The 26,926-nt window shown below is 63.0% G+C and carries 25 protein-coding genes; 10 read left to right on the forward strand and 15 right to left on the reverse strand.

Annotated elements, in window-relative coordinates; genetic code table 11:
• The first annotated feature begins 130 nt into the window (after window positions 1-130).
• Both CQ007_RS02705 and CQ007_RS02710 read left to right on the forward strand, forming a co-directional pair.
• Window positions 131-889, forward strand: a complete 759-nt coding sequence (locus CQ007_RS02705; RefSeq protein WP_105643794.1) for a GNAT family N-acetyltransferase — start codon at window positions 131-133, stop codon at window positions 887-889.
• On the forward strand, window positions 889-1,671 hold the full coding sequence (locus tag CQ007_RS02710) for a 1-acyl-sn-glycerol-3-phosphate acyltransferase (protein WP_105643397.1): 783 nt from the start codon (window positions 889-891) through the stop codon (window positions 1,669-1,671). Before CQ007_RS02705 ends, CQ007_RS02710 begins: the two co-directional genes overlap by 1 nt.
• On the opposite strand, the gene CQ007_RS02715 is transcribed toward CQ007_RS02710, so the two are convergent.
• Genes CQ007_RS02715 through CQ007_RS02725 form a run of 3 tightly spaced genes read right to left on the reverse strand, consistent with a single transcriptional unit; the run spans window position 1,605 to window position 4,132 of the window.
• Window positions 1,605-2,240 (reverse strand): ACP phosphodiesterase, encoded by a 636-nt coding sequence (locus tag CQ007_RS02715; protein ID WP_105643398.1) that lies wholly within the window; start codon window positions 2,238-2,240, stop codon window positions 1,605-1,607. The two genes, CQ007_RS02710 and CQ007_RS02715, sit on opposite strands and share 67 nt — an antisense overlap.
• Window positions 2,240-3,136 (reverse strand): ATPase, encoded by an 897-nt coding sequence (locus CQ007_RS02720; RefSeq protein WP_105643399.1) that lies wholly within the window; start codon window positions 3,134-3,136, stop codon window positions 2,240-2,242. The genes CQ007_RS02715 and CQ007_RS02720 overlap by 1 nt, the downstream gene beginning before the upstream one ends.
• A gap of 57 nt (window positions 3,137-3,193) precedes the next feature.
• Complete coding sequence (locus CQ007_RS02725; RefSeq protein WP_105643400.1) at window positions 3,194-4,132, reverse strand: LysR family transcriptional regulator ArgP; 939 nt, start codon at window positions 4,130-4,132, stop codon at window positions 3,194-3,196.
• Window positions 4,133-4,223: 91 nt separating this feature from the next.
• Between CQ007_RS02725 and CQ007_RS02730 the strand changes: the two genes are divergently transcribed.
• The 3 genes from CQ007_RS02730 to CQ007_RS02740 all read left to right on the forward strand — a co-directional run bounded on the left by CQ007_RS02730 (window position 4,224) and on the right by CQ007_RS02740 (window position 7,760).
• Window positions 4,224-4,847, forward strand: coding sequence for a LysE/ArgO family amino acid transporter (locus CQ007_RS02730; RefSeq protein WP_105643401.1), 624 nt, complete (start codon window positions 4,224-4,226; stop codon window positions 4,845-4,847).
• Window positions 4,848-5,008: 161 nt separating this feature from the next.
• Window positions 5,009-5,590 (forward strand): superoxide dismutase [Fe], encoded by a 582-nt coding sequence (gene sodB / locus CQ007_RS02735; RefSeq protein WP_105643402.1) that lies wholly within the window; start codon window positions 5,009-5,011, stop codon window positions 5,588-5,590.
• Window positions 5,591-5,705: 115 nt separating this feature from the next.
• The gene (locus CQ007_RS02740) at window positions 5,706-7,760 is read left to right on the forward strand and encodes a bifunctional diguanylate cyclase/phosphodiesterase (protein WP_105643403.1); all 2,055 of its coding nucleotides are present in this window, start codon (window positions 5,706-5,708) and stop codon (window positions 7,758-7,760) included.
• Here the strand turns inward: CQ007_RS02740 and CQ007_RS02745 are convergent.
• Both CQ007_RS02745 and CQ007_RS02750 read right to left on the reverse strand, forming a co-directional pair.
• Window positions 7,757-8,686 (reverse strand): GIDE domain-containing protein, encoded by a 930-nt coding sequence (locus CQ007_RS02745; RefSeq protein WP_105643404.1) that lies wholly within the window; start codon window positions 8,684-8,686, stop codon window positions 7,757-7,759. The two genes, CQ007_RS02740 and CQ007_RS02745, sit on opposite strands and share 4 nt — an antisense overlap.
• Window positions 8,683-9,264 carry a LemA family protein gene (locus tag CQ007_RS02750; protein ID WP_105643405.1) on the reverse strand — a complete coding sequence of 194 codons (582 nt, stop codon included), beginning with the start codon at window positions 9,262-9,264 and terminating at the stop codon, window positions 8,683-8,685. The genes CQ007_RS02745 and CQ007_RS02750 overlap by 4 nt, the downstream gene beginning before the upstream one ends.
• 147 nt (window positions 9,265-9,411) lie before the next feature.
• On the opposite strand from CQ007_RS02750, the gene CQ007_RS02755 reads away from it, so the two are divergent.
• Complete coding sequence (locus tag CQ007_RS02755) at window positions 9,412-10,524, forward strand: efflux RND transporter periplasmic adaptor subunit (protein ID WP_105643406.1); 1,113 nt, start codon at window positions 9,412-9,414, stop codon at window positions 10,522-10,524.
• An 11-nt stretch (window positions 10,525-10,535) separates the two neighbouring features.
• Window positions 10,536-13,592, forward strand: coding sequence for a multidrug efflux RND transporter permease subunit (locus CQ007_RS02760; RefSeq protein ID WP_105643407.1), 3,057 nt, complete (start codon window positions 10,536-10,538; stop codon window positions 13,590-13,592).
• An 83-nt stretch (window positions 13,593-13,675) separates the two neighbouring features.
• Here the strand turns inward: CQ007_RS02760 and rpoS are convergent, their stop codons facing one another.
• The 9 genes from rpoS to CQ007_RS02805 all read right to left on the reverse strand — a co-directional run bounded on the left by rpoS (window position 13,676) and on the right by CQ007_RS02805 (window position 22,174).
• The gene (rpoS, locus tag CQ007_RS02765) at window positions 13,676-14,674 is read right to left on the reverse strand and encodes an RNA polymerase sigma factor RpoS (protein WP_105643408.1); all 999 of its coding nucleotides are present in this window, start codon (window positions 14,672-14,674) and stop codon (window positions 13,676-13,678) included.
• 166 nt (window positions 14,675-14,840) lie between these two features.
• On the reverse strand, window positions 14,841-15,641 hold the full coding sequence (locus tag CQ007_RS02770; RefSeq protein ID WP_105643409.1) for a peptidoglycan DD-metalloendopeptidase family protein: 801 nt from the start codon (window positions 15,639-15,641) through the stop codon (window positions 14,841-14,843).
• A gap of 86 nt (window positions 15,642-15,727) precedes the next feature.
• Complete coding sequence (locus CQ007_RS02775) at window positions 15,728-16,621, reverse strand: DUF368 domain-containing protein (protein WP_105643795.1); 894 nt, start codon at window positions 16,619-16,621, stop codon at window positions 15,728-15,730.
• Window positions 16,622-16,662: 41 nt separating this feature from the next.
• Window positions 16,663-17,298, reverse strand: coding sequence for a protein-L-isoaspartate(D-aspartate) O-methyltransferase (locus CQ007_RS02780; RefSeq protein ID WP_371919791.1), 636 nt, complete (start codon window positions 17,296-17,298; stop codon window positions 16,663-16,665).
• A gap of 25 nt (window positions 17,299-17,323) precedes the next feature.
• Window positions 17,324-18,088 carry a 5'/3'-nucleotidase SurE gene (gene surE, locus CQ007_RS02785; protein WP_105643410.1) on the reverse strand — a complete coding sequence of 255 codons (765 nt, stop codon included), beginning with the start codon at window positions 18,086-18,088 and terminating at the stop codon, window positions 17,324-17,326.
• Window positions 18,088-19,152, reverse strand: a complete 1,065-nt coding sequence (gene truD / locus CQ007_RS02790; RefSeq protein WP_105643411.1) for a tRNA pseudouridine(13) synthase TruD — start codon at window positions 19,150-19,152, stop codon at window positions 18,088-18,090. The genes surE and truD overlap by 1 nt, the downstream gene beginning before the upstream one ends.
• Window positions 19,149-19,622: a 2-C-methyl-D-erythritol 2,4-cyclodiphosphate synthase gene (gene ispF, locus CQ007_RS02795; protein WP_105643412.1), complete on the reverse strand. Its 474-nt coding sequence runs from the start codon at window positions 19,620-19,622 to the stop codon at window positions 19,149-19,151. Before ispF ends, truD begins: the two co-directional genes overlap by 4 nt.
• A 488-nt stretch (window positions 19,623-20,110) precedes the next feature.
• Window positions 20,111-20,962 (reverse strand): S-formylglutathione hydrolase, encoded by an 852-nt coding sequence (fghA, locus tag CQ007_RS02800; RefSeq protein ID WP_105643413.1) that lies wholly within the window; start codon window positions 20,960-20,962, stop codon window positions 20,111-20,113.
• A 99-nt stretch (window positions 20,963-21,061) separates the two neighbouring features.
• Window positions 21,062-22,174 carry an S-(hydroxymethyl)glutathione dehydrogenase/class III alcohol dehydrogenase gene (locus CQ007_RS02805; RefSeq protein WP_105643414.1) on the reverse strand — a complete coding sequence of 371 codons (1,113 nt, stop codon included), beginning with the start codon at window positions 22,172-22,174 and terminating at the stop codon, window positions 21,062-21,064.
• A 127-nt stretch (window positions 22,175-22,301) separates the two neighbouring features.
• On the opposite strand from CQ007_RS02805, the gene CQ007_RS02810 reads away from it, so the two are divergent.
• Window positions 22,302-23,222 (forward strand): LysR substrate-binding domain-containing protein, encoded by a 921-nt coding sequence (locus CQ007_RS02810; RefSeq protein ID WP_105643797.1) that lies wholly within the window; start codon window positions 22,302-22,304, stop codon window positions 23,220-23,222.
• Window positions 23,223-23,293: 71 nt separating this feature from the next.
• Here the strand turns inward: CQ007_RS02810 and CQ007_RS02815 are convergent, their stop codons facing one another.
• Window positions 23,294-23,674, reverse strand: coding sequence for a DUF4168 domain-containing protein (locus CQ007_RS02815; protein WP_105643415.1), 381 nt, complete (start codon window positions 23,672-23,674; stop codon window positions 23,294-23,296).
• 191 nt (window positions 23,675-23,865) lie between these two features.
• Here CQ007_RS02815 and CQ007_RS02820 point away from each other — a divergent pair, with 191 nt between their 5' ends.
• Both CQ007_RS02820 and CQ007_RS02825 read left to right on the forward strand, forming a co-directional pair.
• On the forward strand, window positions 23,866-25,362 hold the full coding sequence (locus CQ007_RS02820) for a sensor histidine kinase (protein WP_158256708.1): 1,497 nt from the start codon (window positions 23,866-23,868) through the stop codon (window positions 25,360-25,362).
• Entirely contained in the window at window positions 25,359-26,735 is a 1,377-nt protein-coding gene (locus tag CQ007_RS02825) for a sigma-54 dependent transcriptional regulator (protein ID WP_105643417.1), read from the forward strand. The genes CQ007_RS02820 and CQ007_RS02825 overlap by 4 nt, the downstream gene beginning before the upstream one ends.
• Window positions 26,736-26,926 lie beyond the last annotated feature (191 nt).

A 26,926-nucleotide genomic window follows, 5' to 3' on the forward strand; every position in this document is an offset into this window, starting at 1 on the left:
ACACGGGCCGGCGACAGGCGTCTGTCAAACACCCACCGGTGTCATCCAAACGCCACCAATACGTCATGCAGGTGACATGGCCTCTGGTCAGCATAAGCCTCAGATCAAGGATGCTGCGCTGGAGGTATCGATGACATATTATGTAGCACAGGCAACACAGCAGATCAGCCAGTCTCCGCTGGTGGTCGAGCTGACCACCGCCCCCGCCGCCCTGAGGGAAGCCCAGGCGCTGCGCTACCGGATCTTCGCTGAAGAATGCGGCGCCCGGCTCGACAGCCCCGTCGAAGGACTCGACCTCGATGCGTTCGACGCCCACTGCGAACACCTGCTGGTCCGCGACCGTGATAGCGGTCAGGTGGTCGCCACCACCCGCCTGCTCGACAGCAATGGCGCGGTACAAGCCGGTGGCTTCTACAGCGAGAGCGAGTTCCACCTTGTCGGTCTCACCCACCTGCGCGGGCCGATCCTGGAGATCGGTCGCACCTGCGTGCATGCCGATTATCGCAACGGCGCCACCATCGCCGTGCTCTGGTCAGGGCTGGCGCAACTGATGAACGAGCGCAATTACAGCTTCCTGATGGGCTGCGCCAGCATCGGCATGGGCGATGGCGGCATCCAGGCCCACGCCATCATGCAACGCCTGCGCGAACGCTACCTGAGCCGGGAATGGCTGAATGCGGTGCCACGCCTGCCGTTGGCGGACATCGATCTGCCGGCCAACGTCACCGCGCAGATACCGCCGCTACTCAAGGCTTATATGCGCCTCGGCGCGAAGATCTGCGGCGAACCCTGCTGGGACCCCGCATTCAACGTCGCCGATGTCTTCATCCTGCTGCGCCGGGAACAACTGTGCCCGCGCTACGCCCGCCATTTCAAGGCGGTCAGTTGATGCCCTGGCGGCGCCGGCTATGGCGCGTGCCGGCGGTCGCCGGCTGGGTGGTGCTCGGTCTGCTGTTGGCCAGCCTGCTGCAATTGATACCCATGCGCTGGCGCACCGGCCCGCGCCAATCCCTCACCAGTTGGTGGATGCGCAGACTGCTGCGCCTGTTGCCGCTGCGTATTCGTTGCCACGGCCAGCCAACCCGCGAGAGTGCGCTCTGGGTCGGCAACCATGTTTCATGGCTGGATATCATCCTGCTCGGCGCCCAGGCACCGGTACGTTTCGTTGCCAAGGCCGAGGTACGCCAGTGGCCGCTGCTGGGCTGGCTGGCGCACAGTGCCGGCACCCTGTTCCTGCGCCGGGGCCAGGCCAGCGGGGAGAATGCCAGTCAGCAGATGGCTGCGGTGCTGGAACGGGGGCAAAGCCTGGTATTGTTCGCTGAAGGTACCACCACAGCGGGAGATCAGGTACGTACCTTCCATGGGCGCCTGCTGGGTTGGGCAGCTGAATGCAAGGTGCCCATCCAGCCGGTCGCAGTGGCATACCGCCGCCATGGCCGGGTGGATACCATCGCGCCCTTCATCGATGACGATGAATTTTCCCGACACCTGTGGCGTCTGCTGGGCTCCGCCACAATCGATGTACAGCTGCATTTCCCGCCGCTGATTGACAGTCATGGCCTCGAACGCAACCAACTGGCCCGTCGCGCCCGCCATGCAGTGGTTCAGGCATTGGGGCTGGAGGACAGCAGCGACCGCCAATCCGCTGCCTCCCTGAGCGCCGCCGCCTGAGACTCGGCAAACTCGATCACCTCGGGCATGAACGCCAGGAAATCGTTCTCGAAGCCCTGATAATCCCGCTCCAGTTCGTCGACCGCACCCGGCAGAGGATTGCCTGGCCGCAGCCGGCGGGCCATATTGTCCAACGCCTGGTGCAGGTTCTGCAGTTCGGCGTAACTGCCCAGCCAATCCTGCTCGGCCATACGCACCAGCACCGCCCTCGCCCGCTCCGGCATCAACGCCTGCTGGCTCAGCACCGCCTGATACATCTGCGCGGTAAACATCGCCAGCGGCTGATCAGCGAATTGTGTCCAGTTACGGGCCAGCAGATGGTCATAGAACATATCGACCATGATGCCGGCGTAGCGCCGCCGCTCGCCGCTGATTCGCGTCTTGCTGCGCAGCACCAGCGGATGCCGATCGGTGAACGCATCGATACGCCGGTGCAGCCAGATACCCTGGCGCACCGGGTCCGGCAAGGCAATGGAGACCACCGGTCCCCTGACGAAATCGCCCAGCAGGCCACCCAACGCCTGCTGCGGATCGGCGGGGCCCAGGCGCAGGTGCGCGAGGAAGTTCATCAGCGCTGATTCATCTGCTGCTGCAGATTGCTGAGCTGGCTCTGCAGGGTGGAAATGTTGCGATTGGCCTGCAGGCGGAAGCTGTCGATCGCCCGCAGTGAATCCTCGGTACTGGCCAGCCGCTGATCGATCTCGCTGCGCAGTACCAGCATTTCCTGCTCCACGCTGGTGCCGGAAGAAGCTTGCAACAACGCCTGTAACTCGCCGCGCTGGCGTGCCAGTTGGGTACCCTGCTCCTCCAGCTGACGCTCCAGCTCGGCCAGCCCCTGCAGCCGCTCAGAGGCCTGCGTCAGATCGTTGCGCAGACCGGCCTGGGCTTCGCTGGTCGACTCGACCTGCAGGGTCAGCTCGGTCAATGACTGCTGCTGCCGCTCAACCTGTTCACCCAGCGTGCCGGCCAGCCCATCCAGGGTCGTCAGCCGCTGCGTGTGGGTTTCCATCGCCTGCTGCAATCGCTGTTGCTGCTCCTGTAGCGCCTCTTGCTGTGTCTGCTGGATGGCTGCCAGTTGCTCCACCTTCTGCTCCAGCTGACTGAGTTGCTGTGCCCGGCTCTGCTCACCCTGGCTGAGATTGGATTCAGTGGCGATGACCTTGCCACTGATGTCCTGCAGACGACCCGCTGCCTCCTCGCTGATCCGCGCGAAACTCTCCTGGGTTGCCACCAGTTGGCGTTGCAATCGACTCTGCTGCTGGTGACTCCAGTAACCAAGCCCGACCAGCGCGATCAGCAGGCTCAGGCATACCGCCCACAGCGCGCCGTTGCGCTGGCGGCGCGGCGTGGGTTCACGCACCGCACGCACCACAGGTGGCTCCGCCGCGCCGGGGCGTTCCGTCACCCGGTCATCGTCGGTCGCCCGGATCCGCGGCAGGTCCCCGTCGATATCATCATTGCGCATACATTCCCCCCTGTTAGCCAAAATGTCGTTGACCGCGCTGGTAGTTGAAAGTGGCAATCATTCTGCGTCCTGGCCAGGCCACTGACCAGTGGCAATCCGCCCGTCATGGATGGGCCCGAGGCTGTGCGGAGCCTGCTGCTGCAACTGTCGAGTCAATTGCTCCAGCAACTGTCCGCCGCTGCGCCAGTAATGCCAGTACAGCGGCACATCCACATGCTGACCGGGCAGCAACTGCCGCAGCCGCCCGTCAGCCAGCTCGGCACTGATCTGCAGCGCCGGCACCATGCCCCAACCCAGGCCGGCACACAACAGACGGACGAAGCCCTCCGACGAGGGGCACAGGTGATGCGGAAAGTCCCCGCTGAAGCCACAGCTCGCCAGAAACCGATGTTGCAGACGGTCATCCGGACCGAACACGATCGCTGGCGCCTTGCTCAGGGTAGCCTCGGTCACTCCACTGGCGAAATAGTGCTCGATGAAGTCGGCGTGGCCCACCGCGAGATAACGCATGGCGCCCAGCGGTATCGCACGGGCCCCGGCCACTGGCTGCTCGCTGGCACAGACGCAGCCCACCACCTCTCCGGCACGCATGCGGCGCAGCCCCACATCCTGATCGTCGACCAGCAGTTCCAGCAGCAATTCCTGACGCTGGCACAACCCGGCCACGGCATCGGCCCACCAGGTCGCCAGGCTGTCGGCGTTCAATGCCACCCGTAGCCGCGGCGGGGCATCGCCTTCTCCCTGCATGGGTACATCGTGCTGCAGATCGCGCTCCAGCAGGCGCACCTGCTGAACGTGGTTGAGCAGACGCTGGCCGGCCTCGGTCGGCATCGGCGGCGAGGCTCGGAGCAGTACCGGCGCGCCCACCCGCGCTTCCAGCAGCTTGATGCGCTGGGACACCGCCGACTGGGACAGGCCCAGCAGCCGCGCCGCACGTTCGAAGCCGCCCTGTTCGACGACACTGGCCAGCGCCTGGAGAAGCTTGTAGTCCAGCATCAGTTAAGCTTATACCCCATTAGTAACATTTGTTTCTCTTATACCCGTCCTGCCCGCAGACTACCAGCCTTTCCCTGGCCGGAGCCATTGCATGAACTATCTCGCAAGTTACCTGAACGGGCTGCTGGTCGCCGCCGGGCTGATCATGGCCATCGGTGCGCAGAATGCCTTCGTGCTCGCCCAGGGGCTACGCCGTGAGCATCATGTGAGCGTGGCCGTGGTCTGCATGAGTTGCGACGCCTTGCTGATCGTGGCCGGCACCTTCGGCCTGGCGGTACTGTTGCAGCAGCATCCGCTGGCAATGGAGGTGACCCGCTGGGGCGGGGTTATCTTCCTGGTTGGTTATGCGCTGCTGGCCATTCGCCGCGCGTTCGGTACCCAGGCCCTGGCCACCCACGCTGCCAGCCGTCCGCAGCGCACCCGCCGCACCGTACTGCTGGCAACCCTGGCGATCACCCTGCTCAATCCCCATGTGTATCTCGATACCCTGGTGCTGATCGGCTCGGTCGGCGCGCAGCAGAGCCTGCCGGTATTGTTCGCCCTGGGCGCCGCCAGCGCCTCGATCCTGTGGTTCTTCAGTCTGGCGCTGGGAGCAGCCAGACTGGCGCCCGTCCTGCAACGCCCGATGACCTGGCGACTGATCGACCTGGCGGTTGCCGCGATGATGCTGAAGGTGGCATGGACACTGCTATCACCGGCATTGCAGAGCACATGAGCGTAGCCAACTGCGGTTGCAACATGGCTAGCCCCGCCACAGAATGCTATGATCTTGCTGCTAAATAGAGGGGCGGCGCCCGCAGTCATCATCTGGCGCAAGAGACCCCAACCGGGACTGCTCACCCAACCGCCCTGATAACCTGAAGATGGAGAGAGACCATGCCTTTCGAACTACCCGCACTTCCCTATGCCCAGGACGCTCTGCAGCCGCATATCTCCGCCGAGACTCTGGAATACCACTACGGCAAGCACCATAACACCTACGTGGTCAACCTGAACAACCTGATCGCCGGTACCGAGTACGAAGGCAAGACCCTGGAAGAGATCATCAAGACCTCCAGCGGTGGCCTGTTCAACAACGCCGCCCAGGTCTGGAACCACACCTTCTACTGGAACTGCCTGAGCCCCAATGGCGGCGGCGAGCCTACTGGTGAACTGGCCGAAGCCATCAACAAGGCATTCGGTTCCTTCGACGCGTTCAAGGACGAGTTCAGCAAGGTTTCCATTGGCACCTTCGGCTCCGGCTGGGGCTGGCTGGTGAAAAAGGCTGACGGTTCCCTGGCCCTGGCCAGCACCATCGGCGCCGGCAACCCGATCACTTCCGGTGACACCCCGCTGCTGACCTGCGACGTATGGGAGCATGCCTATTACATCGATTACCGCAACGCTCGTCCGAAATACGTAGAGGCGTTCTGGAATCTGGTCAACTGGGATTTCGTGGCGAAGAACTTCGCTGGCTGAAGCCTGGCTTGATACCGACAAGACACCCCGCTACTGCGGGGTGTCTTGTTTTCAGCTGTTGCGCCGTATCATTTCCGAATGCATGATGCGATAAACGGAGAAAAGGACGGCCCGAGTGAAAGTGGATCCACGGCACAGTCTTTCGGTCAAGCTGTTGCAGTTGGTGCTATTGTGGGCGCTGCTGGCGGGCATGTTGCTGAGCCTGGCACAGATATTGTTCGACTTGCGCACCGTGCGCACATCCATCACCCAGGATGCCGACGAAATTCTGACGATGTTCCATGACCCGGCCAGCCAGGCCATCTTCAGCCTGGACAAGGAAATGGCCACCCAGGTCATCGAAGGTCTGTTCGCCAACCGCGCCGTGCACTTCGCCGCTATCGGCCATCCCGACGAAGCGCCGCTGGCCAGCCGTGAACGCCCGTTGAGCAAATTTCCCTACCGGTATCTCACCGACCCGCTGTTCGGTATCGAGCAGCGCTTCAGCATTCCCCTGCTTGGCCGCGCGCCCTACAACGAGTATTACGGCGATCTGCAGCTGACCCTGGAAACCGCACCCTATGGCCAGACCTTCCTGCGCAACTCGCTGATCATCCTGATCACCGGCCTGCTGCGCGCCCTGGTGATGGCCGGTGCGGTCTATCTGGTCTATCACGTGCTGCTGACCCGGCCGCTGGCCCGGATCATCGAGCACATCAGTGAGATCAATCCGGAGCAGCCCGGCAAAATGATGGTGCCCATGCTCCCCGGCCAGGAAAAGAACGAACTGGGGCTGTGGATCACCAAGATCAATGAGCTGCTGGACGCTATCGAGCGCAACCGCAGCCAGCGCCACGAGGCGGAGGCCAGCCTGCTGCACATGGCCCAGCATGACCAACTGACCGGCCTGCCCAACCGCAGCATATTGCTGGAACAGCTGAGCCGGGTGCTGGCCGATGCCCGGCGGCGCCAGCGCAGCGTGGCGGTGCTGTGCTGCGGGTTGGATGATTTCAAGGAGGTCAATGAGAAATTCAGCTACCAGGCGGGCGATAAACTGCTGGTAGCGGTCGCCGAGCGCCTTCAATCGCATAGCGGACGCCTGACCAGCGTGGCGCGCCTGGGCGGCGACCAGTTTGCGCTGATCGTCACCGACGTGGCTGAGCCCTATGAAGTAGCCGAACTGGCGCAGCAGATACTGGATGAGTTGAGCCAGCCGTTCCCGCTCGATGATGCCAGCGTGGTTCTGCAGGCCACCATCGGCATCACCCTGTTCCCGGAAGATGGTATGGACGCCAGCAAGCTGCTGCAGAAAGCCGAACAGACCATGATGCTGGCCAAGATCCGCTCGCGCAATCGCTACCAGTTCTATATCGCCAGCGTCGACAGCGAGATGCGCGTGCGCCGCGAGCTGGCCTCGAGCCTGCGCGAGGCGTTGCTGCGCAACGAGTTCCACCTGGTGTATCAACCACAGATCAATCTCACCGACCGCCGGGTGGTGGGCGTCGAGGCGCTGCTGCGCTGGCATCATCCCGAGCGTGGGCTGGTACCACCGGATCTGTTCATTCCGCTGGCAGAACAAAGCGGGGCGATCATTGCCATCGGCGAGTGGGTACTGGACCAGGCCTGTCGGCAATTGCGCGACTGGCAGCAGGCCGGCAGACCGGACCTGCGTATGTCGGTCAATCTCTCGACCGTGCAGCTGCATCACCCCGATCTCAGCGCGATGGTCACCCGTGTGCTGCAGCGCTACGCCCTGCCGCGCAACAGTCTGGAGCTGGAAGTCACCGAAACCGGCCTGATGGAAGATATCCAGGCCGCCGCACGGCACCTGAACGAGTTGAAGCGTACCGGCGTACAGATTGCCCTGGACGACTTCGGCACCGGCTACTCCTCGCTGAGCTACCTGCGCGGTCTGCCGCTGGACAAGATCAAGATCGACAAGAGCTTCACCGGTGACCTGCTGGTCGATCATGATGACCGCAATATCGTGCGCATCATCATCCAGTTGGGGCGCAACCTGAACATGCAGGTAATCGCCGAGGGCGTGGAGTCGGCAGAGCAGGAAGCCTATCTGAGCGCCGAGGGTTGCCATGAGGGCCAGGGCTACTTCTACAGCCGCCCGCTGACAGCGGCGGCGCTACTGGAGTGGATGCGCAACTACGAACAGACACTCAGCAGCGTAAGCGATTAGCCTCGGATCAGCGCCAGCCACAGCCAACCGGCCACCCCGCCCGCCAGCAGCATGCCGGCCAGACTCCAGCCCGACTGGCGCCGTAGCCGACGACTCAGATGCTCCTCATGATGATCGGACAGTAGAAACGGCAGGCCCCGGTGCGGCGGCTTGCCCAGCACATGCACCGCCGGCGCCTGGGCGGCGCTGTGCATCTGCCGCTGCGCCTCGCTGGCTGCAGCGGCGCGCACCTGCTCCCATTCCAGTTGATCGAGCTGCCCATCACGGTTGCGGTCAAAGCGCGCCAGCAGGTCGGCATAATCGGCCTTCCAGCTACTGATGACCTGCCGCGCGATCCGCTGTGGGTCCATGGCCTCGCGCCCGCCGCCGCGACTCTCGAACCAGCCCAAGGCATAGAGCACATCATCCTGCTGCAGCCATTCCTCGGTATAACGGTAGCGGCGTCCGAGCAACGCGCCCAGTACGCCGGTCTGCGCCCCGGTCGACAGCGGCCAGCGGCGGCGGCCCTCCCAGCGACGGCGCAGGCGCGGATGTATCTCCGCGTCCCTGGGCTGTATCCAGCACTGGCCGGTATCATCGCGCAGCAGAAATGGTCGATCGGACACCCCGCGCTCGACGGTACGCCACTCCCGGCTGCGGCCACTGCGCCGATACTCCTCCACGGTGAAGCGGTACCACAGGCAGCTACGTCCGCCCAATGGCGATATCAACGGCGCATGTCCATCGGCATCCACCCGGCCATTCAGCTCAACCAGCCCCTGTGCCGCGGAACGGATCTTCGAAGTCGGCGTATCCTCTACCCAGCGGGCACGGCGCAGCCGGCTGAACATGCGATACAGCAACCACAGGGTCAGCAGCGAGGTGAGACCGGTGGCGATGGCATGGAAGGTGCTGGACAGGACCAGCCCACCGGGCAGCTCGATCATGAAAACAGCTGGCGAAGATTCACGTCGGCCTTTTCCGCCTCGGAGAACTGCAGCAGCTCGGCGGGCCGAAAGGAGAACAGACGCGCCACCAGCACATCGGGGAACTGTTCGATACGCACGTTGTTGATGTTCACCGCGGCGTTGTACAACTCACGCCGGTCGGCAATACCGCTTTCCAACCCGGAGATGCGCTGTTGCAGATGCTGAAATGAGCTATTGGCCTGCAATTGCGGATAGTTCTCCGCCAGCGCGAACAGTTGACCCAGACCGCTGCGCAGTGCGGTCTCGGCCTGGCCGAGCTGTTTCAGATCGGAGCGGTCGCGCGCCTGGCCGACCGCATTACGCGCACTGATCACTCGTTCCAGCGTCGCCTGCTCGTATTGCATGTACTGCCGGCAGGCCTCCACCAGCTTGGGCAGTTCCTCATGACGCTGGCGCAACAGCACATCGATATTGGCCCAGGCGCGGCTGACGCCATGCTTGAGATTGACCAACTGGTTATACAGAGTGATGCCATAGATCAGCAGTACCACCAGGGCTGCCACCAGCACAAATCCCGTTACATCGCTCCAGTCCATTTCACCGCACTCCTTTTTTTTGTGGCCAGAGACATTCCAGCGCTTTGTTTCAAATGCCAGACCCGGTAATCTTCGCACATAATTCAACAATAGCTGTACGGGGCGAAGGCAGATTTCGCTACCGTCATCATTGCAGGGCTGCTCTTCATGCTGCGTAGACTCATCTTGATGCTGGTCGTGTTCATCCTTGTCGTGGCCGCCCTCGGGGCCTGGAAATTCTGGTCGATCAAGCAGCAGATAGCCGCTTTCACCGCTCCCAAGCCACCCATTCAGATCAGCGCCGCGCCAGCCGAGACCCTCGACTGGCAAAGCCGCCTGCCAGCCATTGGCACCTTGACCGCCCACCTCGGGGTGGAACTGACCGCGGAGATCTCCGGTACCGTCGAGCAGGTGCTGTTCGAGTCCGGCCAGCAGGTGCAGGCGGGGCAGAAACTGCTGGTCATGCATAACGCTGTCGAGCAGGCCAGCCTGGCCACCGCCGAGGCGCAGGTCACCCTGGCGCGCCTGGATTTCGACCGTCAGCAGAACCTGCTGCAGCGCCAGAGCATCTCCCAGGCACAGTTCGACCAGGCCAGCTCAACCCTGCGCCAGGCGCAGGCCCGGGCCGATGAGCTGCGCGCCATCCTGCAGAAGAAAACCATCAGCGCACCCTTCTCCGGGCGCATCGGCATCAGTCGGGTCGACCCCGGCGACTACCTTTCCCCCGGTACACTGATCGCCACGCTGCAGGACCTGTCCAGCCTGTATGTGGACTTCAGCCTGGCGGAAAAGCACTACCCGCAGTTGACCACCGGGCAGCAGGTGGAACTGAGCGTGGCCGCCTTTGCCGATCAGACCTTCAGCGGTGAGATAACCGCCATCAACCCGCGTGTCGATACCAGCACCCGTACACTGCTGGTGCGCGCCCGGGTGAGCAATCCCGAGGAGCAATTGCTGCCGGGCATGTTCGCCGAACTGAACGTCCTGCTGCCGGATATCCAGCCCCGGATCGTGATCCCGGAGACCGCGGTCAACTTCAGCCTCTACGGTCATTCGCTGTATGTGATCAAGCCAGCACCGGAGGCTGCCGAACAAGGTGAGCAGGATGCCGAACAGCCGGCCCTGCAGGTCGAACGGCGCTTCGTCACCACCGGTGAGCGACGTGCCGGCCAGGTTGTCGTGCTGCAAGGGCTGGAGGATGGCGAGCAGGTGGTCAGCGCCGGGCAACTGAAGCTGGATGACGGCTCAGCGGTCATCATCAATAACAGCAACCCCCTGTAAGGCTTCCGGACATGGCATTTACCGATATCTTCATCCGCCGTCCGGTGCTGGCCTCGGTGATCAGCCTGCTGATCATCCTGCTCGGCATGCAGGCCTTCAACAGCCTCACCGTGCGCCAGTATCCGGAAATGGAAAACGCGCTGATCACGGTTACCACCTCTTATCCGGGTGCCAATGCCGAAGTGATCCAGGGCTATATCACCCAGCCGATCCAGCAGAGCCTGGCCAGCGCCGAAGGCGTCGACTACATCAGCTCGGTGAGCCGGCAGAACTTCTCGGTGATCCAGATCCATGCCCGTCTCGGGGTGGACACCGACCGGCTGTTCACCGATGTGATGTCGAAGACCGCCGAGGTGCGCAACCAGCTGCCAGCCGAGGCCCAGGAGCCGGTGATCAGCCGCCAGGCGGCTGATACCACCTCGCTGATGTACATGAGCTTCTACAGCGAGACCCTGAGCAATCCGCAGATCACCGACTACCTGTCGCGCATCGTGCAACCGCGGCTGGCGACCCTGCCCGGCATCGCCGAGGCCGCCATCCTTGGCCGCCAGACCTTCGCCATGCGCCTGTGGCTGGACCCGGTGCGCATGGGCGCTCTGGGGGTGACCGCCAGCGACGTCAATCAGGCAGTCCGACGCTACAACTTTCTCGCCGCCGCCGGAGAGACCAAGGGCGAGTATGTGGTTACCAGCGTCAACGCCTTCACCGACCTGCAGGACCCCGAGGAGTTCGCCGCTATCCCGGTACGCACCGATGGCGACAATCGGGTCCTGATCGGCGATATCGCACGGGTCGAGATGGGCGCCGAAAGCTACGACGCCATCAGCTTCTTCAATGGCGTGCCGTCGGTGTATATCGGCATCGAGGGCACCACCACCTCCAACCCGCTGGATGTGATCGCCGAGGTGCGCGCGGCGCTGCCGGAGATCGAGGCGCAACTGCCACCTGAGTTGAAACTGTCGATCGCCTACGATGCCACCGTCTTCATCCAGGCCTCCATCGACGAGGTGATCAAGACCCTGATCGAGGCGGTGATCATCGTCATCATCGTGGTGTTCCTGTTCCTCGGCTCGGTGCGCTCGGTGATCATCCCGGTGGTAACCATTCCGCTGTCGATGATCGGCGTGCTGTTCTTCATGCAACTGATGGGTTACTCGATCAACCTGCTGACGCTGCTGGCCCTGGTGCTGGCCATCGGGCTGGTGGTGGATGATGCCATCGTGGTGGTGGAGAACATCCACCGGCATATCGAGGAGGGTCAGCCGCCCTACCAGGCAGCGCTGCATGGTGCGCGGGAGATCGCCATGCCGGTGGTGGCGATGACCATCACCCTGGCGGCGGTGTATGCGCCGATCGGTTTTCTGCAAGGCATCACCGGCGCGCTGTTCAAGGAGTTCGCCTTCACCCTGGCCGGTTCGGTGATCATCTCCGGCATCGTCGCCCTGACCCTGTCACCGATGATGTGCTCGCGCCTGCTGCGCCCGGCGCATGCCTCGCGCGGCCTCGCAGCCCGCCTGGACCATCTGTTCAATGCCCTGCAGCAGCGCTACCAGCGCACCCTGCACAGCAGCATGGATACCCGCGGCGTGACCATGACCTTCGGCGTGCTGGTACTGCTGCTGATTCCGGCATTGCTGATGTTCACCCGCAGCGAGCTGGCGCCCGAGGAAGACCAGAGTTTCATCTTCATGCTGGCCAACGCGCCGAAGACCGCCAACCTGGAGTACCTGACCCATTACACCGATGAACTGAACCGGCGCCTCAAGGAGTTCGACGAATACGAGGGACATTTCCAGATCAACGGTATCGACGGTGTCCAGAGTGGCGTCGGCGGCTTCATTCTCACCCCCTGGGACCAGCGTGAGCTCGGCCAGAAGGAGTTGCTGCCGAAGGTCCAGAGCAGCCTGGATGAAATCGCCGGCCTGCAGGTGTTCGCCTTCAACGTGCCGGCGCTGCCCGGAGCCGGTGAGGGCCTGCCCCTGCAGTTCGTCATCGGTACCCCGGGCGATTACGAAACCCTGCTGCAGGTCACCGAACGCGTTGCCGAACGGGCCACGGAAAGTGGCAAGTTCGCTTTTCTGGATGTGGACCTGGCCTTCGACAAGCCGGAGATCGCCCTGGAAATATCCCGCGAGAAGGCCGCACAGATGGACGTGGCCATGGAAGACATTGGCATCACCCTGGCGTCGCTGCTCGGCGAGGGCGAAATCAATCGCTTCAGCATCGAGGGCCGCAGCTATCGGGTCATCGCCCAGGTGGAACGGGCCTACCGGGACAACAGCAGTTGGCTGAACCAGTATCAGGTGCGTAACCGTCAGGGTGAAATGTTGCCACTGGGCTCTCTGATCAGTGCCAGCGAACATGCCCGCCCCACTCAGCTGAACCAGTTCCAGCAGCTCAATGCCGCCCGCATCCAGGGCGTACCCCTGGTCAGCATGGGTGAAGCGCTGGCCACCCTGGAGCAGATCGCCAGGGAGGAACTGCCGCTGGGCTACACGATGGACTATGCCGGCGCCTCACGGCAATTCAAGCAGGAAGGCGCCGAACTGTATGTCACCTTCGCCCTGGCGCTGGCGTTGATCTACCTGGTACTGGCTGCGCAGTTCGAAAGTTTCCGCGATCCGCTGGTGATCCTGGTCACCGTGCCACTGTCGATCTGCGGCGCGCTGGTGCCGCTGTTCCTGGGAATCTCCAGCATGAACATCTATACCCAGGTCGGGCTGGTAACCCTGATCGGAGTCATCAGCAAGCACGGTATCCTGATCGTCGAGTTCGCCAACCAGTTGCAGCGCGAGAAGGGCCTGGGTGTGCGCGAGGCGGTGGAGGCGGCGGCGGCCATCCGTCTGCGGCCGGTACTGATGACCACCGCGGCCATGGTGTTCGCCATGGTTCCTTTGCTGTTGGCGCGGGGCGCCGGTGCGGTGAGCCGATTCGATATCGGCGTGGTGATCGCCAGCGGCCTGACCATAGGCACGCTGTTCACCCTGTTCGTGCTCCCAGCGGTGTATGTGGCGATCAGTGGCAAGGCCAAGACGCAGCAGCTGGATGCACCTCAGGTGGCGCCATGAGTGAGTGTCGCGGATAACGCAGCGCCATGAACGACAACGGGAATCCACTGGATTCCCGTTGTCGGATGCTCAGACCGAGCGAGTCACTGGAACAGCGACTCCCCGCTCAGGCCGTGCTGCTCGAAGATATCGCGCAGCCGCTTGAGCGCCTCGACCTGAATCTGCCGTACCCGCTCACGGGTCAGGCCGATCTCCCGGCCCACCTCTTCCAGGGTGCTGCTTTCATGTCCGCGCAGACCAAAGCGCCGGGTAACCACCTCACGCTGCTTTTCGCTGAGCTCCGACAGCCATTTGTCGATACTGGCGTTCAGATCCTCGTCCTGCAGCAGATCGCTGGGATCGCCGGCCATCTCATCCGGCAGCGTATCGAGCAACGTCTTGTCCGAGTCGGCGCCCAGCGGCACATCCACCGAAGCTACCCGCTCGTTCAGCCCGAGCATGCGCTTGACGTCCTCTACCGGGCGATCGAGCAAATGGGCGATCTCCTCAGGGGTAGGCTCATGGTCGAGCTTCTGGGTCAACTCACGGGCGGCGCGCAGGTAGATATTCAGTTCCTTGACCACATGGATCGGCAACCGTATGGTCCGGGTCTGATTCATGATCGCCCGTTCGATGGTCTGGCGAATCCACCAGGTGGCATAAGTGGAGAAACGAAAGCCGCGTTCGGGGTCGAACTTTTCCACCGCGCGGATCAGGCCGAGGTTGCCCTCTTCGATCAGGTCCAGCAGGGCCAGGCCGCGGTTGACGTAGCGGCGGGCAATCTTGACCACCAGCCGCAGGTTGCTCTCGATCATGCGCTTGCGGCCGGCGGCATCGCCCTTCTGGGCCAGCCGGGCGAAGTAGACTTCCTCCTCTGGCGTGAGCAGAGGCGAGAAACCGATTTCGTTGAGGTACATCTGGGTGGGATCGAGTTGTCGGGTGAACTCGAATGCGTTTTCGCGCTGATGATTGCGAGGAGTCGTCACCCGGGTCCGGGCTGGTTCGTGCGTATCGTCGCAGGTATCGAGCCTGACCTGGTCCACTAGCTCCGTATCGTCGCTGGTGTGCCGATCAGGTGCATTATTATTAACTGCCATGTGCATGCCCCATCTTCAGTCGAAACACGATCGGATTGCGCCATGCAATCCGGTGCGCGTCAGTCTCCGCTGACTACCGCCGGGAATGACAACCCCGCCTCGCCATTCCGATGCTTCCTGCAGTGTGCCTGGAAACTATGACAATGCTGATACAGTTTTGTTTTGAACAAGTTCACAATTTGGGCAAATAGCCAAGCGGATCCACGGGTTGACCACGACGACGGATTTCAAAGTGCAACTTGACCCTGTCGGTGCCACTGCTGCCCATTTCAGCGATCTGCTGCCCAACCTTGACCTGCTCTCCTTCCTTTACCAGCAAACGGCTGTTGTGAGCGTATGCGCTGAGATAATTTTCATCATGCTTGATGATGATCATGTCCCCATAACCGATCAGCCCTCGCCCCGCGTACACCACCGAGCCGTTTGCCGCGGCTTTCACAGGCTGACCCAATTGACCGGCAATATCAATCCCTTTATTCAAACTGGCGTTCGACTGGAAACGCGCAATCAACGGGCCTTGGGCAGGCCATTGCCAGCCGGTAAGCGCAGCGGGGGCAGCAGTGGTTGCCGGATTTTTTGTAACAGCTTGTGTCTGAGCGGGACGGGAACTGGGCGCCGGAGCAGGTGCCGGCGTGGCCGGACGCGACTGTACCGGGGTTCCGGCAGGCGGCCTCGAGGCGGTGACCGGCGTGCCAGGGCGGCTGGCACTGGCATGGGTAGCGCCTGAGCGACTTGCCAGGCTGATGCGCTGCCCGGGATAGATGGTGAACGGCTCGCGCAGACCATTATTCGCGGCCAGCGCTTTCCAGTCCCAACCATAGCGGAAGGCGATCGAATACAGCGTCTCACCACGCTGAACGACATGGGCGCCACTGGTGACCTGTGCGGCGCGGTTGCTGCCGCGGCTGCGGTCGTCCACCGGCACCGTGCCCGCGGGACCCGCGCAGCCAGCCAGCAGCGCCACCACGAGCATGACTGCGGGTAATCCAGCGCTGCCGATACTCCATTGCCTCACAGTCGTCCCCCCTGTTCGGTTCGGGCAAATCCCTGGCCGGTCATTCAGTGCTGACGCATACGCTGACCGATCCACTCCAGGGCCAGCACCAGGATAATCGCCAGCAGCATCAAACCCAAGCCAGCGACCCAGTAGGAAGGCTCCCCGGTCAGGCTTTCATAGTTGCCCGGCAGCAGGTTGCTCTGCTGCATCGGCTCCATCAGACCCTTGCTGTTTTCGCGCCAGCTCAGCGTCTGCTTCCATGGCCAGACCTTGTTCAGTGAACCTATCAGCAGGCCGGTGGCCACGGCCATGGTGGCATTGCGCGCACGCAGCAACAACCAGGACACCAGCCGCGAGAAACTCAGCAACCCCACCACACAGCCCAGCGCGAACACCGCCAGCAGCGCCAGATCGAAGGATCTGACCGCCCCCAGTATGGTCGCATACAGCCCCAGCAGCACCAGCACGAAGCTGCCCGAGATGCCCGGCAGGATCATCGCACAGATGGCAATCGATCCCGCCAGGAAGATCATCAGCGGCGTTACCGACCATTGCAGTGGCCCAGCCACGGTGATCATGTAGGCAAAGCCGGCTCCCAGCGCTGTCAGCAGCAGCATCCAGACATTCCAGCGCCGCACTTCCCGGCCGACCACATACACCGAGACCAGGATCAGTCCGAAGAAGAATGACCAGATCAATCCCGGATGCGCTTCAAGCAGGTAGCCGATCAGGTTGGCAAAGGCGGCAATGCTGGTCAGGATACCGGCCAGCAGCGATACCAGAAAAGTACCATCGATGGCCTGCCAGGCTTCCCGCACCCGCCCGCGCACCAACCACAGCAACTTGTCCGGGGTGCAGGCGCTGATCGCCGCCAGCAGGCGCTCATAGACACCGGCGATCAGCGCGATGGTGCCACCGGAAACACCCGGCACCACATCGGCGGCGCCCATGGCCATGCCCTTGAAGAAGATCAGCACATATTCCGAGAAGAGGCGATTCAAAAGCGTATGGCTCCTGTCAGTAAAGGGACAAAACGTACCGGTTCGACCTGCTGGCGGATGAATTGATCCCCTTCCCGGGTCACCAGGGTGAGAAATTGTTCGCGCTCACCCACTGGAATCACCATGCGCCCGCCTTCGGCCAGTTGCCCCAGCAGTTCATTGGGCACCTCGGCCGGGGCTGCGGTGACCAGGATCGCGTCATAGGGGCCGTACTGCGGCCAACCCCAGTTGCCGTCGGCATGGCGGAACACCACATTGCGGATGTCGATATCCTTCAATACCGCCTTGGCCCGCTCCTGCAGCGGCAGAATGCGCTCGACACTGAACACCCGCTCCACCACCTGGGCCAGGATCGCTGTCTGATAGCCTGAACCGGTGCCGACCTCCAGCACCTTGTCCAGCGGCCCACCGCCCAGCAGCAGCTCGGTCATCCGCGCCACTATGTAGGGCTGCGACAGCGTCTGGTTATGCCCTATGGGCAGCGCGGTATCCTCATAGGCGCGGTGCGCCAGCGCTTCATCGACAAACAGGTGCCGGGGTGTACGGCGAATGGCTTCCAGTACATGCAGATTGCGGATGCCCTCTTCGAACAGCCGTTCGAGCAACCGCTCGCGGGTGCGCTGCGAAGTCATGCCGATACCGCTTTTCATCAGGTCTTCACGCACCGTGCAACACCCTCAGATCGCCCAGCCAGCCATCCAGGTGATCGAACACCTCATAGTGCGTCTTGTCGATACGCAACGGTGTCACCGAGACATAACCTTGCATCACCGCATTGAAATCGGTTCCCTCTCCGCCATCCTCGGCGTCCCCGGCCACCGATATCCAGTAGCCCTCCTTGCCCCGCGGGTCGGTCCACTTGACCGGCTTGGCGGCGCGCTCGCGGTGCCCCAGGCGGGTCAGCACTATGCCCTTGATGCGTTCGAGCGGCAGGTTGGGAATGTTCACGTTGAGGATGGTACGCGGCGGCAGTTCCAGCTGGCCGTGGGCCTCGACCAGGGTACGAGCAATGGCGGCGGCCGCGGGCAGGTTGTCCGGTTGCCGGCTGACCAGCGAGAAAGCCATCGCCGGCTGTGCCAGGAAACGCCCTTCCAGCGCCGCCGCTACGGTCCCCGAATACAACACATCGTCACCCAGGTTGGCACCCAGGTTGATACCGGAGACCACCATGTCGACGCTGTCGGCGAACAGCGAGTTGACGCCCAGGTGCACACAGTCGGTGGGCGTGCCATTGAGGCCGACGAAGCCGTTCTCCAGATAGAACGGCCGCAGCGGCTTGTCCAGGGTCAGCGCGCTGCTGGCGCCGCTGCGGTCTTCGTGGGGGGCGACCACCACGCAATCCGCATAGTCATCCAGGGCACCATGCAGGGCCTTCAGGCCCGGCGCCAGAACACCATCATCATTGGCAATGAGAATACGCATCAGATTTCGCTTTCCAGTCCGCCGCCCGGCTCATCAGTCAACAGCACCAGCTCGTGCAGTACCGCCGTGGCAAAACAGCCGGTGGGCAGGGTGAATTCAATTTCAAGGCTATCCGGTGCGGGATAATGCCACGTCAGGCCGGTAATGGGGAGCCGAAGAATACGCCGCTGCTGCTCCAGTCCGGCACTTTCCAACCATTGACACAGCTGCGGCTCGGCTACTGCCAGGCGCTGCTCCAGCTGCAGCACCTCGGCAGCCACCGGCGCAGCCCCCGTGCCCCACAGGGGGCCGGTAGCATGCACGTCCAGTTCGTCGAAGCGCCGATCGTCGGCAGCCAGACGCTCGGCAGCGAAATGGCTGCGACTGTCGGTGAAGGCCAGACAGTCGCCGGGTAGCATGCGATTCCAACTGCCATCGGCTACCCGCTGTGCCAACAGCTGATTGAACAGCAGACTGCGCGCCGTGGACAGCAACCGCGAGCGGGTACCACGGGCCGGCGGCAAGGCACCGCGCTCGGCCCACTGCCGCGCCTGCTGGACATTACCGCCATCACGACCGAAGCGCTGCGGGCCAAAATAGTTCGGCACACCGAGTTCGGCTATACGCCGCAACCGCACATCCAGCAGCTCGGAGTCGGCCTGCAAGCTGCTCAGGCGGATGACGAAGCGATTGGCCCGATGGGCGCCGCGTTGCAGCTTGCGCGAATGGCGACCGCTGGCCAGACAGCGCAGGTTTTCATGCCACACGGCAGACAGATCCGGATCGGCGCGACCCGGCAGTTGCAGGCTGAACCACTGGCTGGTGACGGCACGACGGTCCTTGAGCCCGGCATAGCTGACATCCTTGAGCTTGATGCCCGCCTGGCGGGCCAACAGCCTGGCGACCTCCTCGGTATTCAGGTCACACTTTTCGATCAGCAACCACAGGTGCTCGCCCTGCCCACTCAACTCGATATCCAGCACCTCGGTGACCCGAAAGTCCGCCGGCTGCGCCTTGAGCACCGCCTGCCCGCAGGGTTCACCGTGGGCCCGCGGCCCCAGCCATTGGCTGTCGCTATCGCTCACAGCGCCAGCAGCAGGGCTACCGCATGTACGGCGATCCCCTCCTGGCGACCGACGAACCCCAGTTTCTCGGTCGTGGTGGCCTTGATGTTGACCTGATCCAGTTCCACCTGCAGGTCGGCCGCCACCCGCTCACGCATCGATTCGATATGCGGTGCCAGTTTTGGTGCCTGTGCCGCAATGGTGACGTCCACATTGCCGACCTTCCAGCCCTTGGCATGCACCAGCGACAGTGCGTGGCGCAACAACACCCGGCTGTCGGCACCGGCAAACTGCGGGTCGGTATCGGGAAAATGCCGGCCGATATCCCCCAGCGCCGCAGCGCCGAGGATCGCATCGGTCAGCGCGTGCAGTACCACATCACCATCGGAATGGGCCACCAGCCCGCGGTCGTGCGGGATCTGCAGCCCGCCCAGGGTGATGAAGTCGCCATCACCGAAACGGTGAACGTCGTAGCCGTGACCAATACGCATGAAAGACCTGCCCTGCTGAAAACGAAGGACAGATCTTACAGTGTGCAGATGACGGGCAGAAGCACTTTGCTCAGGCTGAGGTGATCCCTGATAACTGGCCATGCTGTTCGCCCAGGTTTGGACGCTCACTTGATCCGCGGCATGTTCCGAGTGTCCTATGCACCGGGAACCACCTGTCTGCGACACGCCGTGAACCCATCCCTGGGGGCTCGTTGATGCCATCCCTGGCATCAAACGGTCGCAGACAGGTGGTTCCCGGCGCATAGGTGCAAGCATTGAGTGGCTGAAGGTTTGAAAACCATCAGCAGCATGAAATTTTGCGGAACAGGTTGGCCGGCAGGGTTGGGCCGACCGTCTGCCGCCAGGGATGGCGGCAGCGAGCCTACAGGGATGTATTCACGGCGTGTCGGCACGGCCCTGCCGGCCAACCTGTTCCTTGCAGGTTCTGGAAACAACCAAGCCTGGAATGAACGATATTACCAACCACCCTACCCCTTGAGCGCCCGGGCGTGATGGCGCAGGTGATCATCGATAAAGCTGGCGATGAAGAAGTAGCTGTGGTCGTAACCGGGCTGGCGTCTCAGGGTCAGCGGGTAGCCGGCAGCTTCCGCGGCGGCCTCCAGCACCTCCGGCTTGAGCTGCTCGGCAAGGAAGTTGTCGGCCTCGCCCTGGTCGATCAGCAGCGGCAGGCGCTCGCTGGCGGTGGCGATCAGCTCGCAGCTGTCCCACTGCTTCCACTGCTCGCGGCCATCACCCAGGTAGTTGCTAAAGGCTTTCTGGCCCCAGGGGCAGTTGATCGGATTGACGATCGGCGCGAAGGCCGATACCGACCGGTAGCGTCCCGGGTTCTTCAAGGCGCAGACCAGCGCACCGTGGCCGCCCATGGAGTGGCCGCTGATGGCGCGCCGGTCCGACACCGGGAAGTTGGCCTCGACCAGCGCCGGCAGCTCGTCGACCACATAGTCGTACATCTGGTAGTGCCGGGCCCAGGGCTGCTGGGTGGCGTTGACATAGAAGCCGGCACCCAGGCCGAAGTCCCAGGCCGCCTCGGGGTCATCCGCCACGCCTTCGCCCCGCGGGCTGGTATCGGGCGCTACTATGGCCATGCCCAGTTCCGCCGCCAGACGTTGGGCGCCAGCCTTCTGCACGAAGTTCTCATCGTTGCAGGTCAGCCCCGACAGCCAGTACAGCACCGGCAGCGGCTCGCCCTGGTCCGCCTGCGGCGGCAGGAAGATCGCGAAGACCATGTCGCACCCCAGCACCTGCGAGCGGTGCCGGTAGCGCTTCTGCCAGCCACCGAAACACTTGTTGGCTGACACCAGTTCAATAGCAGAGTCCATCTTCAAACTCCTCAGCAAAATGCAGCAACCCATTGGACGTACGGCACGTTGCCGCCGCCCCCGGCCAGGGCGGGCCAGCGGCCCGCCCTGCAGCTCGGATCAGAAATGGATCACCGAGCGGATGCTCTTGCCTTCGTGCATCAGCTCGAACGCCTTGTTGATGTCCTCCAATCCCATGGTGTGGGTAATGAAGGTATCCAGCGGTATCTCGCCCTTCTGCGCCTTTTCCACATAGCCGGGCAGCTCGGTACGCCCCTTGACGCCGCCGAAGGCGCTGCCGCGCCAGACACGACCTGTGACCAGCTGGAACGGACGGGTGCTGATTTCCTGGCCGGCACCGGCCACGCCGATGATGGTCGATTCGCCCCAGCCCTTGTGGCAGCACTCCAGCGCCGCACGCATCAGTTGCACGTTGCCGACGCATTCGAAGGAATAGTCCACGCCGCCGTCGGTCATCTCGACGATCACCTGCTGGATCGGCTGTTCGTGATCCTTCGGGTTGACGAAGTCGGTGGCCCCCAGATCGCGGGCGATATCGAACTTGGACGGATTGATATCGATGGCGATGATGCGACCAGCCTTGGCCATCTTGGCGCCGATGATTGCCGCCAGACCGATGCCGCCGAGCCCGAAGATCGCCACTGTGGCGCCCTCTTCCACCTTGGCGGTGTTGAGGACCGCACCAATACCGGTGGTGACACCGCAGCCGAGCAGGCAGACCTTTTCCAGCGGCGCCTCCTTCGGGATCTTCGCCAGGGACACTTCCGGCAGCACGGTATATTCGGAAAAGGTCGAGCAGCCCATGTAGTGGTAGATCGGCTGGCCCTTGTAGGAGAAGCGGCTGGTACCGTCGGGCATCAGGCCCTTGCCCTGGGTCTCGCGCACCGAGCTGCACAGATTGGTCTTGCCGGATTTGCAGAATTTGCACTGGCGGCATTCGGCGGTATACAGCGGAATCACGTGGTCACCGACTTCCAGCGAGGTGACGCCCTCGCCCACCGCTTCGACGATGCCCCCGCCCTCATGGCCGAGGATCGCCGGAAACACGCCTTCCGGATCCTCCCCGGACAGGGTAAAGGCATCGGTGTGACAGACGCCGCTGGCAACGATGCGCACCAGCACCTCGCCGGCCTTCGGCGGGGCCACGTCCACTTCAACGATTTCCAGGGGTTTGCCTGCTTCGAACGCCACAGCGGCGCGGGACTTGATCATGGGACCCTCCGTCTCCTGATGAATGAAACACCAGAGAGGAGTGTAGTTGACCAGCCAGGTATGGATAATAGGCCTCCAGACAAAACATTAATGCTACATGGGGATAATCAATGCGGGTTTCGCAAACATGAGCCGCTGGAGCGGGCTGGATGAATTCGTCTGCGTAGCCGAGCTCGGCCATTTCAGCGGCGCAGCCACCAAGCTTGGCGTCTCCTCCTCGCATGTCAGTCGGCAGATCGCCCGGCTGGAAGATCGCCTGCAGACCCGGTTGTTCTACCGCAGCACCCGCCGGGTAACCCTGACCGAAGCCGGGCAGACCTTCCTGCAACATTGCCAGCGTCTGCAGGATGCACGGGACGAAGCCGTGCAGGCGGTCACCGACCTGTCCAGCGAACCCAAGGGGCTGCTGCGCATGACCTGCTCGGTGGCCTATGGCGAGGAGTTCATCATGCCGCTGGTCAACGATTTCATGCAGCAGCATCCCCAACTGCGCATCGAGATGACACTGACCAACCAGACCCTGGATCTGCTGCATGGCCAGTTCGACCTGGCCATCCGCCTGGGGCGACTGCAGGATTCGCGACTGGTCGCGACCCGCCTGGCGCCGCGACGCATGTTCCTGTGCGCGGCACCCGCTTATCTCGAGCGTCATGGCGCGCCACACAGCCTCTCCGAACTGCCGCGGCACAACTGCCTGATCGGCAGCAGCGATACCTGGAGCTTCGCCGAATCCGGACGCGAGGTGCCGGTACGGGTCCAGGGCGACTGGCGTTGCAACAGCGGTCGTGCGGTACTGGATGCGGCACTTCGTGGCTTCGGCCTGTGCCAATTGCCCGACTATTATGTGCAGGAACATCTGCGCAGCGGCGCATTGCGCGCCCTGCTCAGCCACCACCAGCCACCGCATACGGCGGTCTGGGCCCTGTATCCGCAGCAGCGGCACCTGTCACCCAAGGTCAGGAAGCTGGTGGAGCATCTGAAAAACGGACTGGGGCAGCGGCTGGAGTATCAGCTCCTGCCACCGGCGACGGTCCCGACCACAAAATAGCGCAGGCCATGGCCTGCGCGTAACACAAAAAAGGGAGCCCGAAGGCTCCCCTTGTACTGTACTGTTCGACCTTACTTGAGGTCTTCAGCACGCTGCTGCAGTTCCGGGTCGGTCTGCATGCGAGTGGCGATTTCGTTATAGGTAGGCACGTCCAGGTCGGCGTCCTGTACCGCTTCGACCATCTTTTCCTGTGCTTCGAGCTGCAATTGCTGCGCTTCTTCCTGATCTTCGGCCTTGCTCAGCTTCTCGGAGAATTCGTCACGGATCTCCGATACCTCGTCATCGGCCTTGACGAACTTCTTCAGGTTGTCATCGCTGATGGGGGCAGCAGCGGGCTGACCCTGTTCGTATTGCTGAGGAGCAGTACCCTCGGCCTGGGCCATGACAGCGGGCGCACCGATACCGAAGGTGGCAAAAGCGATGGCGGCGGTCAGTGTCTTGAGGTTGTTCATGGGTGCATCTCCTTCTGTTGAAAGTAATCTGATCTATCCATGAACCGTGCCAGAATGCATGAAAAACCTGTAACACATTGATTTATAAATATATAAACTCAAATAAGGGAAATTTAAAGCTGCATCAAAGCTGCGTCTTCCGCAAATAATGTGTATACATACTGCACATGAGCAAAAAAGACCCGGTCAAAATGAACACATCTTCGACCTCCCGCTATCACTTCGGCATCAGTGGCCTGCAGCGAACCCTGCTGCTGTTCGTGGTGCTGCCGCTGGTACTGTTCACCGCCCTGGGTATTCGCTTCGGTCTGGGGCAGGCCAGCCAGTTCCAGGAACAGCGCCTGAAGAACGATCTGGAGCTGATCGGCCGGGCCATCAGCATCCCGGTCGGCACCGCCCTGGACAAGGGCGACATGCACGCCGTGGAGCTGGCACTGGGCTCGGTGTTCGTGCTCGGCGAGGTCTACGGTGCCTCGGTGTTCGATGTTGCCGGCAACCGCATCGCCTCGGCCGGGATTACCGAAACCGACCTGACCGGCACCACCATTCCCGATCGCATCCGTACCACCGGGGAAGGCCAGGAAGCCTTCAGCCGGGTCGCCGGACGCAGCCTGTTCTCCCACTTCCTGCCGCTATTCGATGCCGCCGGGCAGATCCAGGGGCTGATCCAGATCACCCGCCGGGCCAGCGATTTCGGCCATGCCCTGCAACAGCTGACCATCATTGCCTGGCTGGTATGGGGCTCGTTCAGCCTGGTGATCCTCGCCGGCGTACTGCTTGGCCATTACGGCGGTGTCGGCCGCCATGTCGATAAGCTGCTGAAACACATGCAACGTGTTGCCGGTGGCGACCTGTCGCACCGCGCCGCACTGGACGGACCGAGTGAAGTGGCCAGTCTCGCCCGCGGCCTGAACCATATGCTCGACAGCATCGAGCAGGCGCACCGCGACCTGGACGAGCACCGCGCCGCAGAAACCCAACTGGTGGCGCGACTCAAGGATAACGAGAAGATGGTTGCCATCGGCAGCATGGCCCGCGGTATCGCCCATGAACTGGGTGCCCCCCTGAGTGTGATCGATGGTCGGGCCCGGCGCCTGGAACGCTCCGGCAGCCTGGATGAACAGCAACTGCGCAATGTTGCCGGCATCCGTAGCCAGGTCGGGCGTCTGACCCGTACCGTGCGTCAGTTGCTGGACTACTGCCGGCCCGCCGCCACCCAGCCCCGGGAGTTGACCCCGCAGGTACTGATCGAGGGCGTCATCGAAGCCATCCGTCCGGAACTGGAAGCCGGTGACCGCAGCCTGCAGACTCGCATCCCTGCGGACCTGCCCGCCTTCTGTGGGGACGCCGGACGCCTGGAACTGGCGCTGTTGAACCTGCTGCGCAATGCCCTGCAGGCCTCGACCAGCCAGATCGGGATCGCTGCCGAGGCCGACGCCCAGAGCCTGACCATTCGCGTCAGCGATGACGGCCCCGGCCTGCCAGCGGAACACGACCTGTCCACCCTGCTCGAACCCTTCTTCACCACCAAATCACCCGGTGAAGGTACCGGCCTGGGCCTGGCCATAGTGCAAGCGGTCGCCGAAGAGCATGGCGGCCATCTCAGCCTGGCCAACCAGGCCGGCGGTGGTTGCGAAGCACGCCTGCAACTACCACTGACCGGCAATACCAAGGAAGCCACAGCATGACCCATAGCGAACATATATTGCTGGTCGAGGATGATCGCGGCCTGCGCGAATTGCTGCAGGAGGAGCTGGAAGCCGAAGGCTACCGGGTCAGCGCCTGCGCCGACGCCGAAACCGGGGTGCAACTGCTGCACAAGCAGACTCCCGATCTGCTGGTCAGCGATCTGCGCCTGCCCGGTGCCGATGGCCTGAGTCTGCTGCCGGCCTTGCGCCAATGCAGCATGCCACCGGCGGTACTGATCATCACCGCCTTCGGCTCGGTACAACAGGCGGTCAAGGCACTGCAGGCCGGCGCCGATGACTTCCTGACCAAGCCACTGGAAATGGACCACTTCCTGCTGACGGTCGGCCGCCTGCTGGAGAACCGCCGGCTGCGCAACGAGGTTCAGCACTATCGCAGCCTGCTGGCGGTGGAGCAGTTCAATGGCATCATCGGTCAGAGCCCGGCCATGCAGCAGCTGTTTCACCAGATCCGCCAGATCGCCTCTGCCGATGGGCCGGTGCTGGTGCAGGGTGAAAGCGGTACCGGCAAGGAGCTGGTGGCCCGCGCCCTGCATGACCAGAGCGCCCGCCGGGACGGCCCTTATATGGTGGTCAATTGCGGGGGCATTCCCAGCGAGCTGATGGAAAGCGAATTCTTCGGCCACGCCGCCGGCGCCTTCACCGGTGCCCGTAACCAGCGCGCCGGACTGTTCCAGCAGGCCGATGGCGGCACCCTGCTGCTCGACGAGCTGGGCGAAATGCCGCTGGCGCTGCAGGCCAAGCTGCTGCGGGTACTGCAGGATGGCAAGCTGCGCCCGGTCGGCAGCGACCATGAGATGCAGGTGGATGTACGCATCATCGCCGCCACCAATCGCAACCTGACCGAGGCGGTGGCCGATGGCAGCTTCCGAGAAGATCTGTTCTACCGCCTGGAAACCTTCGCCCTGCAGGTACCACCGCTGCGTGCCCGCGGCGACGATGTCCAGCGCCTGGCGGAATTCTTCCTGACCCGCTTCAATGCCCGCCAGCAACGCCGTATCCAGGGCTTCAGCGACGCGGCACTGGCGGCGCTGCAGCGCTATGCCTTTCCCGGCAATGTACGCGAATTGCAGAATGCCGTGGAGCGCGCCGCGACGTTCTGCGACACGACGCTGATCGAGGTGCGCCACCTGCCCCAGCGCATCGTCGAACATCCCACGGAGCAGCCGGCCATGCCGCTGGCCGAAGCCACTCCAACGCTGCCCGGCGACGGCGAGGCGGGCGATCTGCCAAGCCTGGAAACCGTGCAGCGCAACTATATCCACCAGGTGCTGCAGGCCACCGGCGGCAACAAGCGTCGCGCCGCCGACATCCTCGGCATCACCCGCCGCACCCTGTATCGCTGGCTGGAATGAGGTCGGGCAGCTCGCTCAGCCACCATTCCGGGCACTGATTGCCAGTTCGCTGGCGCGCCACACCCCATACCGGGTTGTCGCGCCCCTGCGCAATGACATCCAGGGCACCGCCCCATGGAATGGGTGGGCTTTACAGTTTCTTTACCCAGCCGGCGCCCCGATTGACACTCGCCCTCGGTACACTGTGCGCC

The sequence above is a fragment of the Pseudomonas sp. MYb185 genome (genome assembly GCF_002979975.1).
GTDB lineage: Bacteria > Pseudomonadota > Gammaproteobacteria > Pseudomonadales > Pseudomonadaceae > Halopseudomonas.

Excerpts from the sequence above, each read along its gene's own strand:
- CQ007_RS02745 (WP_105643404.1), bottom strand. The coding sequence starts at position 8,686 with ATGATCGAGCTGCCCGGTGGGCTGGTCCTGTCCAGCACCTTCCATGCC.
- sodB (WP_105643402.1), top strand. The coding sequence starts at position 5,009 with ATGCCTTTCGAACTACCCGCACTTCCCTATGCCCAGGACGCTCTGCAG.
- rpoS (WP_105643408.1), bottom strand. The coding sequence starts at position 14,674 with ATGCACATGGCAGTTAATAATAATGCACCTGATCGGCACACCAGCGAC.
- CQ007_RS02820 (WP_158256708.1), top strand. The coding sequence starts at position 23,866 with ATGAACACATCTTCGACCTCCCGCTATCACTTCGGCATCAGTGGCCTG.
- CQ007_RS02825 (WP_105643417.1), top strand. The coding sequence starts at position 25,359 with ATGACCCATAGCGAACATATATTGCTGGTCGAGGATGATCGCGGCCTG.
- CQ007_RS02750 (WP_105643405.1), bottom strand. The coding sequence starts at position 9,264 with ATGGACTGGAGCGATGTAACGGGATTTGTGCTGGTGGCAGCCCTGGTG.
- CQ007_RS02810 (WP_105643797.1), top strand. The coding sequence starts at position 22,302 with ATGAGCCGCTGGAGCGGGCTGGATGAATTCGTCTGCGTAGCCGAGCTC.
- CQ007_RS02775 (WP_105643795.1), bottom strand. The coding sequence starts at position 16,621 with ATGGCCATGGGCGCCGCCGATGTGGTGCCGGGTGTTTCCGGTGGCACC.
- CQ007_RS02715 (WP_105643398.1), bottom strand. The coding sequence starts at position 2,240 with ATGAACTTCCTCGCGCACCTGCGCCTGGGCCCCGCCGATCCGCAGCAG.
- CQ007_RS02760 (WP_105643407.1), top strand. The coding sequence starts at position 10,536 with ATGGCATTTACCGATATCTTCATCCGCCGTCCGGTGCTGGCCTCGGTG.
- CQ007_RS02755 (WP_105643406.1), top strand. The coding sequence starts at position 9,412 with ATGCTGCGTAGACTCATCTTGATGCTGGTCGTGTTCATCCTTGTCGTG.
- CQ007_RS02705 (WP_105643794.1), top strand. The coding sequence starts at position 131 with ATGACATATTATGTAGCACAGGCAACACAGCAGATCAGCCAGTCTCCG.
- CQ007_RS02815 (WP_105643415.1), bottom strand. The coding sequence starts at position 23,674 with ATGAACAACCTCAAGACACTGACCGCCGCCATCGCTTTTGCCACCTTC.
- ispF (WP_105643412.1), bottom strand. The coding sequence starts at position 19,622 with ATGCGTATTGGTCACGGCTACGACGTTCACCGTTTCGGTGATGGCGAC.
- fghA (WP_105643413.1), bottom strand. The coding sequence starts at position 20,962 with ATGGACTCTGCTATTGAACTGGTGTCAGCCAACAAGTGTTTCGGTGGC.
- CQ007_RS02720 (WP_105643399.1), bottom strand. The coding sequence starts at position 3,136 with ATGCGCAATGATGATATCGACGGGGACCTGCCGCGGATCCGGGCGACC.
- CQ007_RS02725 (WP_105643400.1), bottom strand. The coding sequence starts at position 4,132 with ATGCTGGACTACAAGCTTCTCCAGGCGCTGGCCAGTGTCGTCGAACAG.
- CQ007_RS02710 (WP_105643397.1), top strand. The coding sequence starts at position 889 with ATGCCCTGGCGGCGCCGGCTATGGCGCGTGCCGGCGGTCGCCGGCTGG.
- CQ007_RS02730 (WP_105643401.1), top strand. The coding sequence starts at position 4,224 with ATGAACTATCTCGCAAGTTACCTGAACGGGCTGCTGGTCGCCGCCGGG.
- surE (WP_105643410.1), bottom strand. The coding sequence starts at position 18,088 with ATGCGTATTCTCATTGCCAATGATGATGGTGTTCTGGCGCCGGGCCTG.
- CQ007_RS02805 (WP_105643414.1), bottom strand. The coding sequence starts at position 22,174 with ATGATCAAGTCCCGCGCCGCTGTGGCGTTCGAAGCAGGCAAACCCCTG.
- CQ007_RS02780 (WP_371919791.1), bottom strand. The coding sequence starts at position 17,298 with ATGACTTCGCAGCGCACCCGCGAGCGGTTGCTCGAACGGCTGTTCGAA.
- CQ007_RS02770 (WP_105643409.1), bottom strand. The coding sequence starts at position 15,641 with ATGCTCGTGGTGGCGCTGCTGGCTGGCTGCGCGGGTCCCGCGGGCACG.